The sequence below is a fragment of the Bradyrhizobium sp. 138 genome, assembly GCF_023074075.1.
GTDB lineage: Bacteria > Pseudomonadota > Alphaproteobacteria > Rhizobiales > Xanthobacteraceae > Bradyrhizobium.
In genome coordinates this window covers 139,418-153,512 of sequence record NZ_JADPKT010000033.1, presented here as the reverse complement: position 1 = coordinate 153,512, position 14,095 = coordinate 139,418, and the positions used below count along the sequence as shown (strand labels likewise).

Sequence of the window (14,095 nt, the reverse complement as noted above, 5' to 3'; positions counted from 1 at the left end):
TGTCGTGATGCTTCACATCAATCGCGCTGGAAGATCCTGGCGCCGGGGTAGGCGCGGCGGGCGTAGGTGATCACCAGCGCGCGGTCCTGGGTGTCCAGGAAAGGCGTTCGGATCCGGCACGACCCGATGATGAGGTGCCACAGGCCATTGAGCTTCTGGATCACGACTTTCATTTGAGTATTCCTTGATGACTCCCGTTCCAGCGAACGCTGCTTGTCGCCGCTGCGCCCAGGGCTTGCGGCCGCGCCGTAGAATTTGCGACATCGCCGGCGATCCGCTGCAAAATACGTCGACCATTGTTAGTTGGTTGCGGCACGTGCCCAGATAAGCCGCGTCTCATCACAGCCGCTTGAGCGAAATCAAAATCTACGTCGATGAAACCGTCCTGAAACAGAGCCGTCGCAACTCTATGGCGTAGTCGAGCTCACACAGGAGGCGAACATGCGCCGTCTGGTTTTCGTAATTGCCTTGCTCGCGGTTGCTTCGGCGGGAATCTCGGCATCGTTTGCCGCCGTTCACCACACCAAGTCGTTGACGTTCGCGGAGCGCTTTGCTCCGGCGCTCGAGTTGATGGCGAAGCGCTAGCGGCAAAGCGCCTCGCTGGTGCGGTCCGGCGGACGATGATTAGAGAGCGCCGCCATCGCGCGGCAATTGCATCGCTGCGCGCGAACGCATGGCTTCAGCCGGCCGGGTCCCGATCGATGTTCCGCAGCCGCACGAAGGCCGCCCAAGCCTGCGGATACGCCTTGTCAGCGGGATCGATCGCTAGCAGCGCGCAGCGTGCTTGCTTGATCTCTTCCGACAACACGCGTTTCGTCGGAGCTTGCAATTTCCGCGATTGCTCCCAGCGGGCCTCGATCTCCTTCGCAAGAGCCAAGGCTTCAGCGGCCGTCCGCTGCTGCGTCGATTTCGCCGGGCATTGATCTGAGCCGAGCGCCGGCCATGCGATCGGTGGCCGATCGGCCTGCCAGGTCGGTTCGCTGTCGGGTGCGGCCCTCACCTGCGAGCCCGAAGGCTGTCCAGTCAGTGCCGGTCCCGGCCCGGCCGGACCCGACGAGGAGACCGATCCCGGCGCGACTGCTGCTGTCTGCGCGGCGAGTTGGCCAAGCTGTTGCTCCATTGTCCCGCCGCTGGATTGAGGGATCACCTTCCCGACGGCCTTGGCCACCGCCAGCGCGCCGGGGGAGATCGGCAGTTGTTGTTCGGCAGTCCTGACGTCGGCTGCGATCGGGCACGACTTGTAAGGCGTGTGTTGGGACGTAATCCGGCCGTCGTCGTCGACCCGGGCGAGATCGCTGGCGACGGTGTAAACGAACGCGGCATCGATGGAGTGGCCGGTCTTGTTCTTCGCTTTCACGGCGCCGCATACGTATCGCGCAGCGTCTGCCTCGACCGTTCGCAGGCCGCTGAACTGAGCCGAATGCGGCTCAATGAGCATGCGAGAGACCGCCGCCCGGGCCTTGCGATGCTCGGATTGAAACAGGCTCCATATTTCATCGGGATTGACGATGTCGGGTTGGTAGTTCCACACGTAGCCAGCCCCGAAGAATGCTGCGCCGATGCACGTCGCGATGATGGATGCCCGCAGGTTCATGAGATGGCGCCCTCTGGCAGGCACGACTCGTCCGCGTCTCCGCCCGTGGTCTGGACGGAGATTTTGGAGGTTGTGCCGAGATGTTTGCGCTAGTAGGGGGCGAGAGCGTTAATAAAACGTGTGAGATTGTGGAATCGCTTGGGTTCCCGTCGAGCGGGAACTTTATTTCTTGCTGCGGCGTCATTTTCGCATACGAGTCACACGCCCGTCATGCCCGGCCACACTGATCGCCGATCTGTCTTTTGAAGCAAGCAAGGGGTCGGCGGGCCAGCGACATCGCGTCCCAGGCTCGGCTTGACATGCCGCAAATCCGTGCCGGTGCTGGCCGGTACTGTTTGCCTGCATGACTGCCGAAGAGCGTTGCGCCCCGATGTCAGGGGTGAGGTGGCTCCAGGTCGTGCTGATCGGAGACCTGATCATGAGCATCATCTTTCGCGTCGTCTTTATCATCGCCGGCGCGGTCTCCGCGCTGTTCGTCGCGCGTGATGCCCTGAACTTCACCATCATCCAGACCTTCGTCGCCGTCCTGCTCGTGACGGCCATCGTGGGGGCTGGAAGTCTCGAGCCTGCGGCGGAAGACGTGAGGGCAGAACACGGCGAGTGCGGCGGTGAAATCGTCAGCGCCGGAATTCATGCAGCCAGCGGAAGGCGAGCGCGAGACGCTGACGTCATTTCATTAGAACGGGTCCAGTCTAAATAGATTCTACGGCGCGAACGTCCAAAAGACTTTGATTGTGCGTTCGGAGTCTCTGCATGGTCGTCCCCGTAAATTCGGGGACTGGGAATGCTGGAATTCGTGTTTGACGTACGCGCAACGAAGCGCGGGCGCGTGTCAATGTTGTGCGGTCTTCTCGCGCTTCCCCCAGCCATCGTCTTCGGCGGCAACGTGCATGCCCAGAGCACGAGCGGAGCATCCGATCTTCCACCTGTCGTGGTCGAGCAAAGCGGCGCGAACAAGCGCCAGGTTACGGCACCGCGCAACTCGCGATCTGCCGGCGCCGGACGCGCGCGCTCGCGGGCGGCGCGACAGGCGACCCAGGTCGTCGCTCAACCAGCTGCCGTTGCTGCGGAACGCGGGACGGACCCGGTGAGGGGGTTCGTACCCGTCGTCAGCTGGGCTGCGATGAAGTCTGACGTACCAATCCTCGAGACACCGCAATCCGTCTCGGTCGTCAGCCGCGATCAGCTCGACGCCCGCTCGGTCACGACGCTCGCCGAAGGATTACAATATGTTGCGGGTCTCGCGGTGCAACCGGGCGGCAAGGACCCGCGGTTCGACAACGTTTTTATCCGAGGCTTCGACAACAACGGCTACGGCGCCTATCGCGACGGACTGCGAGAGGTCGGCGATCCCGCTTTCTTCTCGCTGTTCCGCAACGAGCCCTACGGCTTCGAACGCATCGACGTCATCAAGGGACCGAGCTCGGTCATGTACGGGCAGGGCGCACCGGGCGGCCTCGTCCACGTCATCAGCAAGCGGCCGCCCGAGCGTGCCTTCGGCGAGATCGTCGGTCAGTTCGGCAATTACGACCGGTTTCAGGGCGCATTCGACGTCGGCGGTCCCGCGACCAAGGATGGCACGTTGCTCTACCGGTTGACCGGCGTGTTCAGGGATTCCGATGCGCAGATCGCCAATTTCTCGAATTTCGTGAAGGACAACCGGACCTATATTGCGCCGGCCGTGACCTGGAAGCCGACCAACGATACGACGTTGACCATTCTTGCCGACTATACCCACGATCTGACCGGCAACGCCTTTCCACTGTCGGTGGCTCATCTGAGCGGCGGAAAGATCACAGGTATCACAGCGCTGCCGCTGTTTCTCGGTGATCCCAGCTACAACAAGTTCGACCAGGAGCAGGAGCGTGTCGGCTACCAGTTCGAGCATCGCTTCAGCAACAATTTGATCTTCGAATCGAAAGCCCGCTACGGCCACAGCGAGCTCGACTATCGCTATCTGACGTTCATCGGAAGTCCGCTCGATACGGCCACGGTCTTTCCGCGGCGTGCAATGCGCATACGGGAGCAGGTCGACACGCTGTCGACCGACAACCACCTGATCGGCAAGTTCAGCACGGGGCCGCTTCAGCATACGGTGGTATCCGGCATCGACTATTTGACGTTCAACATGACGGACCGGACCTATTCCGGAAATGCGCCTTCACTCAGCAAGATCAATCCGGTCTACAACCAGGCCATCGCGGATCCGACTTTGCTCACCACCCCCTCGGCGAACCAGACGATCGACCAGGTCGGGGTCTATGTGCAGGACCAGATGAAAATCCAGAACTGGATCTTCACACTGGGCGGACGCTACGACGCGTCCGATCAGAACACCTATGCCTTGCTGACCAACAAGACCACCGACACCAAGGACACCGCCTTCACAAAGCGCGGGGCGGTCTCCTACGTGTTCGATTCCGGAGTGGCGCCCTATTACAGCTATTCGGAATCGTTCCTGCCGACGCCGGGTACGGATGTCGCGGTGAAACCGTTCAAGCCGACGACGGCGCAGCAGCATGAAGTCGGCGTGAAGTACCAGCCGTCGCGGACGCTGCTGATGACTTTGGCGCTGTACGACTTGACGCGGCAGAATTCGCTCACGTCCGATCCCGTAAATCTCGGCTATTCCGTCCAGCTCGGCGAGGTGAACTCGCGCGGCATCGAGTTCGAGACGCTGGCGCAGATCGTGCCCGGGCTGAATCTCGTGGCGACCTACACCAACCAGGACGTGAAGGTGACGCGGAGCACCGGGGCCGATCTCGGGAAGGTGCCGACGCTCGTGGCCCGCCAGATGGCGTCGGCCTATGTCGATTACACAGTCCAGGGCGGCACCTTCGACGGCTGGGGTCTTGGCGGCGGCGTCCGCTACAATGGGCCGACCTTCGCCGATCCGGCCAACACCATCGTCAACGAGGGTTACGTCGTGTTCGATGCCGGCCTGCACTATCGCCAACCCAAGGGCGTGAACCTGGCATTGAACGTGAAGAACATCGCCGACCGCGTCACCCTCGCTTGCACAACGAATGGCGGCTGCCAATACACCAGCCCGCGCACCGTCACGGGCACGGTGAGCTATCGCTGGTAGAGGCCATGGTTCAAGCACGCACGATCCGCCTGTGGTCCCGCGTTCACACCTGGACTTCGCTGGTGTGCATGCTGTTCCTGCTCATGCTGTGCGTGACGGGGCTTCCGCTGGTGTTCCATGACGAGATCGACGATCTGCTCGAGGATGAAATTGAAGCGCCGGCCATGCCGGAAGGAACGCCGCGTCTCTCGCTCGATCGGATGATCGCGGCGGCCCAGGCGCGCTTTCCCGGACAATACGTCCTGCTGCTCAATTTGAAGCAGACCGAGCCGCTGGTGACGGTCGCGGTCTCTCCGACCGCCGTCCCGGCGCCGGGCAACTTCCATCGTCTCACTCTCGATGCGCGCACGGCGGACGTGCTCGGAGAGGAGGCGCCGCATCAGGGTGTCATGGATATCGTATTGCGGATCCACAAGGACATGTTCGCAGGGCTGCCCGGCGAATTGTTTCTCGGGGCGATGGGGCTCGTGTTCGCCGTGTCGATCATATCCGGTGTCGTGGTCTATTGGCCGTTCATGCGCCGGCTCGATTTCGGTACGATTCGCCGGCGATCGTCGCCCCGCGTCAAATGGCTCGACAGCCATAACCTCCTCGGCATCGCCACTGTGACCTGGACGATGGTGGTGGGCCTGACCGGCATGATCAACACGCTGGCGACGCCGCTGTTCGATTTGTGGCGGGCGCAGCTCATTCCCGTGTTGCTGGCGCCGCATCTGGGTAAGCCTGTGGCTCCGATCCCTTCGGTTCAGGCCGCTGTCGAACTCGTCCGTGCAAGATTTCCGGATCGCCTGGTCACCTCGGTGACGATGCCGACGGCGGCGCGCTTCGGCAGCCCGCAGCACCTCGTCGTCTGGACCAAGGGCGCGACGCCCTTCACGGCGCGCATGCTCCAGCCGATGCTGGTCGACGCCAACGACGGCAAGACGATCGTCGCGCCCGAAGTGCCGTGGTACCTGACGACGCTTCAAGTCTCGCGCCCGCTGCATTTCGGCGATTATGGCGGGCTTCCGCTGAAGATCGTCTGGGCGCTGCTGGACGTGATGACGATCATCGTCCTCGTCAGTGGAATCTATCTCTGGGCGGCAAGGAGGAGGTCGTCGGTCCGCCGCAAGCCGCTCGACGCAGGCCGGACCGCGGCAATCGGTGTCTAGTCCCATGCTCCCTTCCGTTTCCAAGGCGAACGTTCCGAACCGGGCCCGGAATCACAGAAGCGCCTGGGACGCCTTCCGGGTTCCGCTCCTCGTCGGCCTGGTCTGCGCCGCGGGACTGGGTCTCGCGCTCGTTGGCGATGGGATCTGGGATGGCCTGTCGTGGCTGGCGTTGTCGTTGCCGGTTGCGCTTGCGGTGTTTTACTGGCATCGCGCAGGTCGCTCGCACTGACGGCGCAACCGATTGAACGGGTTGCTATGGGCGCTGCTCTTCGGGGTTGCTTTCGGCCTCGTGCACCTCGTCCTTGCCGCCAAGCATCCGGTGCAGCCGGCGCTCGAGGCGGTGGCCGATGGTCAGCAGGACGAAGGCCAGCGCCAAGGCGACGACGACGATCTTCCATTGTCCGGCGCCGCAAACGATGCCGAGGCAGGCGGCCAGGAACGTGCAGGCGGCGCTGGTCAGGCCGCGAACGCGAAACCCCGTGCTCTCGTGCACGATGACGCCAGCGCCGAGAAAGCCGATCCCGGTGAGGATGCCCTGGATGACACGGCTGGCGGCGTCGGCGACCTTGGCCGGTTCGGCAAGCTGCAGTGCGAGCAGAACCACGGTCGCGGTGGAGAGCCCGACGATGCCGAGCGTCTTCAATCCGATCGGCTTGCCGTGCAGGTCGCGATTCAGGCCGATCGCGCCGCCGGCGAGCATCGCGGTCCGAGGCGCAGCAGAATTTCGGGCCGGTCCAGCTCGGTCATGTCTTGTCCGTCACTTCGTGCGCGGGCTTTGAGGGCTTAGAGCCGGCAAAACATAGGTGATGCGGGCTAGATGCTCCAGAGGCGCCGTAGCGTCTCGTGCCCCGGACGCACCGCAGCGCTTCCCTGGCGATGCGAAGCATCGTCCAGTCAGCGGTACGCTGCAGAGCCAGGGCCCATCTCTCCACATGTACCGTGTTGCCGTCTGGGTCTCCGCTCTGCGCAGCAGCGTTTCACGCTGCAGCGCGTCCGGGACACGAGAGGGGTTTACCGCAGCGGCTTCTTCAAGAGCGAGAAGCGGTCCGGATCAAGCCCCATCGAGGGCTGCAGCATCGGAGCCTCGACGTTGGAGAGCGTCTTGGCCGGAGGGGCCGAGAACACCGGGTCGTTCGGCACGTCGCGCTGCGAGGTGGCACCGCGCCAGCGCTCGAGCACGGCGCCGACGAAATGCATGTCGTGGCCTGAGGTGACGGACGGTACGCTCGAGATGGTCGCTTCGCCGCGCGGCAATTGATGCGGCGGCACCTCCTTGAAGCGCAAGCGCGTCGGCAGCGCGACGCCTTCGCCGAAGGCCAGCACTTCACGGGTGCCGAGAGAAGGCACGAAGGAGAGCAGGTTCGCTGCGGCGTCCGACACGGCCGCGCGGAGCAGCGCCTGGTCGCGCTCGTTGGCAAGCCGCATCGTGAACAGCGTGTTGCACTGGGAGATGATGGTGGCGTCGAGCTCGGCCGGACGCTGGGTGATGAGACCGAGATAGACGCCGTATTTGCGGCCTTCCTTGGCGATGCGCGACACCGCCTTGCGGGTCGGCCCGAAGCCGATGTTGCGGTCGGCGGAAGCGTAGCGATGCGCTTCCTCGCACACGAACAGCAGCGGCGAGACGCCGTCGCTCCACAGGCCGAAGTCGAAGGCCATGCGGCAGAGCACCGAGACGACGGAATCGATGACCTCGGCCGGGAAGCCGGCGAGCTGCATCACCGTCATCGGCTTGCCGTTCGCCGGGAGACGGAACAGATGGCTGATGACCTCGGCCATGGTGTCGCCGCCGACATTGGCGTTGTCGAACATGAAGGCGTAGCGCGGGTCGTTGCGCACGGCCTCGATGCGCGAGATCAGCTTGTGATAGATGATGCGCGAGGAGCGATTTTCCAGCTTGCCCATGCGCTCGTCGATCAGCGACATCAGGTCGACCAAGCGATAGGGCACCGGCGTGTCGACGGTGTAGCCGATCTGCTTGGGATCGATGCGCTTCAGGCCGATGCGGTCGGCGTTCTGGTACTGGGTGTAGACGCCCTTGGCGAGCGGGATCACCTCGGCGAGGATGTCAAGCTCCTCCGGCACGCCGGCGCGGCCGCCGAACAGCACGTCGACGATTTCCTCGAAGTTGAACAGCCAGAACGGCAGCTTCAGATTTCGCGGGTTGAGCACCAGCGCGCGGTCGCCGAAGCAGCGGCCATATTCGTTGTGCACGTCGAGCAGGAAGATGCGCAGGTTCGGCCGCGCCTTCAGGATCTCGTTGAGCAGCAGTGACACGCCGGTCGATTTGCCGACGCCCGTCGATCCCAGCACCGCAAAATGCTTGGACAGCATTTCCTCGACATCGACATAGGCGATGACCGACCGGTCCTGCTGGAGAAAGCCGACATTGATCTGGTCCGAGCCGGTCGGCGCGTAGATCGTGCGCAGCTCCTGGCTGGTGATCAGATCGACCGAATCCCCGATGGTCGGATAGTTGGTGACGCCGCGCTGGAATTTCGGCTTGTCGGCGGCGTTGAGGATCTCGCCGAGCAGGTCGACCGAGGCGACCGCGATATAGTTGTCGCTGCTCGACAGGTTCTCGCAGGATACCTCGGTGATCATCGCGACGATGACTGAACTGGCGCTGCGAATGCTGACGAAGCGGCCGACGGTCGCCCTAACTTCCGAGATCGGCATCTGGCTCTCCGCCAGCAGCCCGACCCGGGCGAGCGATCCGCGAACCGAAATCACGCGTCCAAAGGATGTCACGATCAATGAACCTGGCAAGAGCGAGGGATTTGCCCCGGACTATGCGCGGCCGTCGCTGCACAAACGGTTAAGCGGCAGGCGCGGCCGCTTCGTTAAATCCGCGACAACTGGGCCGTCAGGTTTGTTCCGATCGCATCCATTTGGGCGGAAACGGCAGGAAAATGCTGCAATTCTTGGAAGGTTGAGCAATTAAGCAATATTTTACCATCCCGCCAGTGAGTCCGCCGTTCCCAGGATATTGGACTTCCAGCAGGGACGCCATTCGATATTCAGCGTGATGCTTGATTTGTTGACGAGACCTAATCATTTGTACATTAGTACAAATGAGCCGGCGGCTTCCATGCCGCCTTCGGGCAAGAGGGCGCATTGCGGCCCTAAGCCCGATCGCGCGATCCGACGGATCGCTAGCTGTGCCTGGAGGAAACCATGCAGCCCGAACCGATCCTCGATCTCGCTCATCTCGGCCATATGGAGCTGCTGACGCCGAAGCCCGACGAGAGCCTGAAATTCTTCGTCGACGTCATGGGCATGACCGTCAGCGGCCAGAAAGGCGAGTCGGTTTACTTGCGCGGCTGGGACGATTACGAGCGCTATTCGCTCAAGCTGACGGCGTCGAAGACCTCGGGCATGGAGCATATGGCGCTGCGTGCGCGCAGCCAGCAGGCGCTGGAGCGGCGCGTCGCCGCGCTGAAGGGCTCCGGCTTCGACATCGGCTGGGTCGACGGCGACATGGGGCAGGGGCCGACCTTCCGTTGCCACGATCCCGACGGTCACATCGTCGAGCTCTATTACGAGACCGAATGGTACCAGGCGCCGCCCGAGCTGAAACCCGCACTGAAGAACCAGGCGCAGCGCTTTCCCGCACGCGGTGTCAACGTCCGCCGCCTCGATCACCTCAATTGCCTCGCCGTCGATATCAAGGCCAACCGCGAGTTCTTCGAGAACTATCTCGGCTGCCGCCTTACCGAGCAGATCGTGCTCAACGACGGACGGGAAGCGGCGATGTGGCTGACGATGTCGAACAAGAGCTACGATTTTGCCTATTCGCTGGATCATTCCGGCACGCCGGGCCGCTTCCACCACGTCACCTACGCGCTCGACAGCCGCGAGGAGATCCTTCGCGCCGCCGACATCTTCCTGGAAAACGGCATCCACATCGAGACCGGCCCGCACAAGCACGCGATCCAGCAGACCTTCTTCCTCTACGTCTACGAGCCCGGCGGCAACCGCGTCGAAGTCGCCAATGCCGGCGCGCGCCTCATCCTCGCACCCGACTGGAAGCCGATCGTGTGGACCGAGGAGGAGCGCAAGAAAGGCCAGGCCTGGGGCCTGAAGACGATCGAGTCGTTCCACACCCACGGCACCCCGCCGGTGGACGGGAAGAAGCACGCTTAGTGGACTGAATTGCGCGCCCGCGCGATCGTCTCGCGGACGCCGGTCCAAGCCGGCTTGTCCGGTGCGAACTGCCTGCGCAGGAAGGTGACGAGTTCTTCGACCTGCGCGTCGCTCATGCTGCCCTTGAAGGCGGGCATGTAGCCGAGATCGCTCGACACCGGCTCGGTGACGCCGTGCAGAATGATCTGCACGAGATTGTCCGACTTGGCGCTGTGCAGATTGCTGTTGAGCGCGAGCGAAGGCCTGGTGCCGAACAGCGGCAGGCCGCCGACCTCGTGGCAGACGGCGCAGGCGCCCTGATAGAGGCGCGCGCCGGTGGACGGGGCGACAGTGACTTGGGTCGCGCTTTCGAGCCGTGCCGCAAGCACGTCCGGCGCATCGGCCGAGGCGTCGTTGAAGGAGCTGAGATAGATCGCCATCGCGCGGATGTCCTGATCGGGCAGGGCTTTGAGGTCCCTGACCACCGGCGCCATCGGGCCGGCGGCGACGCCGTGATAGCGCGAATGGCCGCTGCGCAAATAAGTGAAAAGTTCGTCCTCGCTCCACGGGATCGGCGCATGTGAGACCGAGGTCAGCGCCGGCGCTTCCCAGCCCTCGGCGAAGCCGCCGGCCAGATAGGATTGGCGCTGCTCGGCGCCGAGCGCATTGCGCGGCGAGTGGCAGCCGCTGCAATGGCCGAGGCTCTCGACCAGATACGCGCCGCGATTCCATTGCTCGGATTTGGCCGGATCGGGTTTGAACTCCCTGGCCTGATGGAACAGCGCATTCCACCCGGCCAGCAGCGGCCGCAAATTGAACGGGAAGGCGAGCGTGTTAGCGGGCACCGTCGCGCGCACCGCAGGCTGCGCCATCAGATAGGCGTAGAGCGCCTGCATGTCGGCATCATCCGTCTTTGAAAAGTGCGTGTAGGGAAAGGCGGGGTAGAGCTGGCGGCCGTCGCGATGCAGCCCGTCGCGCATCGCCCGTTCGAAGGCGGGATACGACCACGCGCCGATGCCGGTCTCGACGTCGGGCGTGATGTTGGTCGAATAGATCGTGCCGAATGGCGTCTCCAGCGCGCGTCCGCCGGCGTTGAGCACGCCGTCGATCGTGGTGTGGCACTCCGCGCAATTGCCGAGCGCCGCGAGTTGCTGGCCGCGGGCGATGGTTGCCGCGGAATAGACGGATGCATCGGGACGTGCGATCGGCGCAATCGCGCGCCCGGGCAGCAGCGCGGCGCCGATGCCGATCGCAGCGGTGCAGACGGCCGCAACCGCCGCGAAGATGCCGGCGCGCTTGGCGAGCGGATTCTCCCAGATGCGGGACGGCTTTGGCGCAGCAGGTGCGGGCAGGGCCTGCGGCACCGGCGATGCTTCGCCGTGCAACCCTCTGAGGATGCGCTCGGGCGTGAACGGCGGCTCGCGAAAGCGCACGCCGGTGGCATCGAAGATCGCGTTCGCGATCGCCGCCGCGCTCGGCACCGAGGCGGACTCGCCGACGCCGAGCGGCGGCTGGTCCTGACGCGGCAGCATCAGCACGTCGATCTTGGGCACGTCGGCGAAGGGGATGATCGGATAGGCACCCCATTCGCGTGCCGCCACCGCGCCGCGCTCGAAGGTGACCTCCTCCATCAGCGCGCGGCTGGTGGACTGGATGACGTTGCCGTGGATCTGGTGGCGCACGCCATCCGGATTGATCATCAGGCCGGAATCCTGGCCCGCAACCACCCGCGTGACGCTGACCTCGCCGGTCGACTTGTTCACAGCGACGTCGGCGACCCACGCCGACCACGCCGCGCCATAGCCGGGAAACTTGCTGTGGACGTAGAGCGCATAGGCAAAGCCGCGGCCGTGCACGACCTCACCGTCTTTCTCCTCGCGAACCGGGCGTGGCGTCCAGCCGGCGCGCTCGGCAACGGCATGGACGAGGTCGACCGCGCGCTGGTCTTTCAGGTAACGCAGGCGATATTCGATCGGGTCGACGCCGGCCTCGGTCGCGGCCTCGTCGATGTAGGATTCGTGCGCAAACGTGTTCGGCAGTGCCGAGACGCCGCGAAACCAGGAGGCGCGCACGATCGGCGCCATGTCGTGGGCGACGACGCGCATGTGATCGTAGTCATAAGGCGGGATCGCGGTGCGGTCGCCCATCTGAAGCACCGCGGGATCGGGCGAGATACGGCCGGTGAGCAGCAGCGCCAGCGTCGGTGCGGCATTCGAGGGATAGCGCGTGGCGAGGTCGTAAGCGGCGATGCCGCCATCCGCATTCAGCCCGCCATTGACGTCGATGAGCTGCGCCGTGCCCTTCGGCTCCCAGGCATGCTCCTGCTCACGGGTCAGCTGCACGCGCACGGGGCGGCCGACGGCGCGCGACAGCAGCAATGCATCGGCTGTGACGTCGTCGGCGCAGTTGCGGCCGTAGCAGCCCGCGGCCTCCAGGCGGATGACCTCGATCTCGCTCTCGGGGCGCTCGATCAGCAGGGCAAGGTCGCTGCGCAGCACGTGCGGGTTCTGCGTGCCCGACCAGACCCGGATATTGCCGTCCTGAAAATCCGCGACCGCGCAGGATGGGCCGATCGAGGCATGCATCTGATACGGCCAGACGTAAGTGCGCTGCATCGGTTTGGTTGCGCCCGAGATCGCCGCATCGACGTCGCCCTTGTCGATCAGCGTGCGCGGCGTCGATGGATTGGCGCGCAGCGCGGTCTCGACGTCGGAAAGATCGGTGAGGGTGGGCGTCGGTTTCCAGGCGACCTTGAGCTGCTCTGCCGCGCGGATCGCATTCTCCTCGCGCTCGGCGACGACACCGACGAAATCGCCGATGCGCACCACGGCGATGATTCCGGGGACGTCGCGCACCGAGGATTCATCGACCGTGATCAGGCTGGTGCCGACAAACGGTCCTGTATCGACGCCGGCATAGGGTGGGCGCACCACGCGACCGTGCAGCATGCCTGATACGCGGATGTCGTGCACAAAAGTCAGCTCGGCCGTGGCCTTGGCGGGCAGGTCGACGCGGGGCACCGACTGGCCGACGATGGCATAATCGCCGACCGCCTTGACGGTGACGTCGTCGGCAAGCTCGAGCTTGATCTCTTCGCCGCCGATCAGTTCGCCATAGCTGACGCTGCGATTGTCGTGCCCGCGCACGAGGCCTTCCTCAATCCTGAGATCGGCCTCCGGCCGCTCCAGCCGCTCCGCCGCGCGCGCGATCAAGAAATGACGCGCCTGCGCTGCCGCCTTGCGCAAGGGGACGGCGGTGATCTGGATGGTTTCGCTCGCGATCGTCGCGCCCTGGTTCGGCACGACAGAGGTGTCGCCGAGCACGACCACGACGCGCGCAAAGGATACATCCAACTCTTCGGCGACGATCTGGCCGAGCGCGGTGCGGATGCCGGTGCCGAGATCGACATGGCCGTTATAGGCTGTGACCGAACCGTCCGCGGTGATCCGCACGAAGGTCTCGGAGGTGACCTCGTCGACGGTGCGGACGACGACGAGCGAGCCGGATTGGCGCTCAGCTCCATCAGGGACAGGGGAGGCCATCAATCCACGGCCTCGGTGAGCTGGCTGGACGCGCGCATCACGGCGCGCAGAATTTCGACGTGGGTGCCGCAGCGGCAGAGATTGTAGCGCAGCGCCGCCAGCGCCTCCTGTTCGGTCGGCCGCGGGTTGATCGCGAGCAGCGCCTTGGTGGTCATGATCATGCCGTTGAGACAGTAGCCGCATTGCGCGGCCTGCTCATCGATGAAAGCCTGCTGCACCACATCGGGCTTGTCGCGCGTGCCGAGCCCTTCGAGCGTCACGATGTCGCGCCCGGCGCAACCGCTGACGGGAATCACGCAGGAGCGTGCCGCGGCCCCGTCGATCAGGACAGTGCAGGTGCCGCATTCACCAAGACCGCAGCCGTATTTCGGGCCGTTGAGCGCGAGATCGTTGCGCAGCACGTAGAGCAGCGGCGTCTCTGGCGCCGCGGCGATCTCGTGGACCCTGCCGTTTACGGTGAGGCGGATCGGTGTCTGCGTCATCCTCAGGTCCCAAGCCCGTATAAAATTCGACATCGCGACGATACCGTTTGTACACAAACGTGCAAGCCGTGCATGCCGCACTGCAGCGCGATTGCCTTCTTTGTGGACAGAGC

Annotated in this window: 10 protein-coding genes and 1 pseudogene; 5 read left to right on the top strand and 6 right to left on the bottom strand. The window is 64.2% G+C overall.

Annotated features, from left to right (window positions below):
• Nucleotides 1-17: 17 nt before the first annotated feature.
• Entirely contained in the window at nucleotides 18-173 is a 156-nt protein-coding gene (locus tag IVA79_RS16035) for a hypothetical protein (RefSeq protein WP_247554256.1), read from the bottom strand.
• Nucleotides 174-441: 268 nt separating this feature from the next.
• On the opposite strand from IVA79_RS16035, the gene IVA79_RS16030 reads away from it, so the two are divergent.
• Nucleotides 442-585, top strand: coding sequence for a hypothetical protein (locus IVA79_RS16030; RefSeq protein WP_247554254.1), 144 nt, complete (start codon nucleotides 442-444; stop codon nucleotides 583-585).
• A 94-nt stretch (nucleotides 586-679) separates the two neighbouring features.
• Here the strand turns inward: IVA79_RS16030 and IVA79_RS16025 are convergent, their stop codons facing one another.
• The gene (locus IVA79_RS16025; protein WP_247554252.1) at nucleotides 680-1,594 is read right to left on the bottom strand and encodes a hypothetical protein; all 915 of its coding nucleotides are present in this window, start codon (nucleotides 1,592-1,594) and stop codon (nucleotides 680-682) included.
• Nucleotides 1,595-2,012: 418 nt separating this feature from the next.
• On the opposite strand from IVA79_RS16025, the gene IVA79_RS16020 reads away from it, so the two are divergent.
• From IVA79_RS16020 to IVA79_RS16010, 3 genes are all read left to right on the top strand, one after another.
• The gene (locus tag IVA79_RS16020; RefSeq protein WP_247554250.1) at nucleotides 2,013-2,294 is read left to right on the top strand and encodes a hypothetical protein; all 282 of its coding nucleotides are present in this window, start codon (nucleotides 2,013-2,015) and stop codon (nucleotides 2,292-2,294) included.
• A 423-nt stretch (nucleotides 2,295-2,717) separates the two neighbouring features.
• A complete protein-coding gene (locus tag IVA79_RS16015) occupies nucleotides 2,718-4,682 on the top strand; it encodes a TonB-dependent siderophore receptor (RefSeq protein WP_247554730.1) in 1,965 nt (654 codons plus the stop codon).
• 5 nt (nucleotides 4,683-4,687) lie between these two features.
• Nucleotides 4,688-5,833 (top strand): PepSY-associated TM helix domain-containing protein, encoded by a 1,146-nt coding sequence (locus IVA79_RS16010; RefSeq protein WP_247554248.1) that lies wholly within the window; start codon nucleotides 4,688-4,690, stop codon nucleotides 5,831-5,833.
• Nucleotides 5,834-6,086: 253 nt separating this feature from the next.
• Here IVA79_RS16010 and IVA79_RS16005 read toward each other — a convergent pair.
• Together IVA79_RS16005 and IVA79_RS16000 are read right to left on the bottom strand one after the other, a co-directional pair.
• Nucleotides 6,087-6,580: pseudogene (locus tag IVA79_RS16005) on the bottom strand (MgtC/SapB family protein).
• Nucleotides 6,581-6,844: 264 nt separating this feature from the next.
• Nucleotides 6,845-8,584, bottom strand: coding sequence for a DUF87 domain-containing protein (locus IVA79_RS16000; protein ID WP_247554246.1), 1,740 nt, complete (start codon nucleotides 8,582-8,584; stop codon nucleotides 6,845-6,847).
• Between the two features lie 426 nt (nucleotides 8,585-9,010).
• Here IVA79_RS16000 and IVA79_RS15995 point away from each other — a divergent pair, with 426 nt between their 5' ends.
• Entirely contained in the window at nucleotides 9,011-9,979 is a 969-nt protein-coding gene (locus IVA79_RS15995) for a catechol 2,3-dioxygenase (protein ID WP_247554245.1), read from the top strand.
• Here the strand turns inward: IVA79_RS15995 and IVA79_RS15990 are convergent.
• Together IVA79_RS15990 and IVA79_RS15985 are read right to left on the bottom strand one after the other, a co-directional pair.
• The gene (locus tag IVA79_RS15990; RefSeq protein WP_247554244.1) at nucleotides 9,976-13,500 is read right to left on the bottom strand and encodes a molybdopterin cofactor-binding domain-containing protein; all 3,525 of its coding nucleotides are present in this window, start codon (nucleotides 13,498-13,500) and stop codon (nucleotides 9,976-9,978) included. The two genes, IVA79_RS15995 and IVA79_RS15990, sit on opposite strands and share 4 nt — an antisense overlap.
• On the bottom strand, nucleotides 13,500-13,982 hold the full coding sequence (locus tag IVA79_RS15985; protein ID WP_247554242.1) for a (2Fe-2S)-binding protein: 483 nt from the start codon (nucleotides 13,980-13,982) through the stop codon (nucleotides 13,500-13,502). Before IVA79_RS15985 ends, IVA79_RS15990 begins: the two co-directional genes overlap by 1 nt.
• Nucleotides 13,983-14,095: the final 113 nt, after the last annotated feature.

Coding starts and splice junctions, on each gene's coding strand:
- IVA79_RS16015 (WP_247554730.1), top strand. CDS start 2,718: ATGAAGTCTGACGTACCAATCCTCGAGACACCGCAATCCGTCTCGGTC.
- IVA79_RS16035 (WP_247554256.1), bottom strand. CDS start 173: ATGAAAGTCGTGATCCAGAAGCTCAATGGCCTGTGGCACCTCATCATC.
- IVA79_RS15985 (WP_247554242.1), bottom strand. CDS start 13,982: ATGACGCAGACACCGATCCGCCTCACCGTAAACGGCAGGGTCCACGAG.
- IVA79_RS16020 (WP_247554250.1), top strand. CDS start 2,013: ATGAGCATCATCTTTCGCGTCGTCTTTATCATCGCCGGCGCGGTCTCC.
- IVA79_RS15995 (WP_247554245.1), top strand. CDS start 9,011: ATGCAGCCCGAACCGATCCTCGATCTCGCTCATCTCGGCCATATGGAG.
- IVA79_RS16025 (WP_247554252.1), bottom strand. CDS start 1,594: ATGAACCTGCGGGCATCCATCATCGCGACGTGCATCGGCGCAGCATTC.
- IVA79_RS16030 (WP_247554254.1), top strand. CDS start 442: ATGCGCCGTCTGGTTTTCGTAATTGCCTTGCTCGCGGTTGCTTCGGCG.
- IVA79_RS15990 (WP_247554244.1), bottom strand. CDS start 13,500: ATGGCCTCCCCTGTCCCTGATGGAGCTGAGCGCCAATCCGGCTCGCTC.
- IVA79_RS16010 (WP_247554248.1), top strand. CDS start 4,688: ATGGTTCAAGCACGCACGATCCGCCTGTGGTCCCGCGTTCACACCTGG.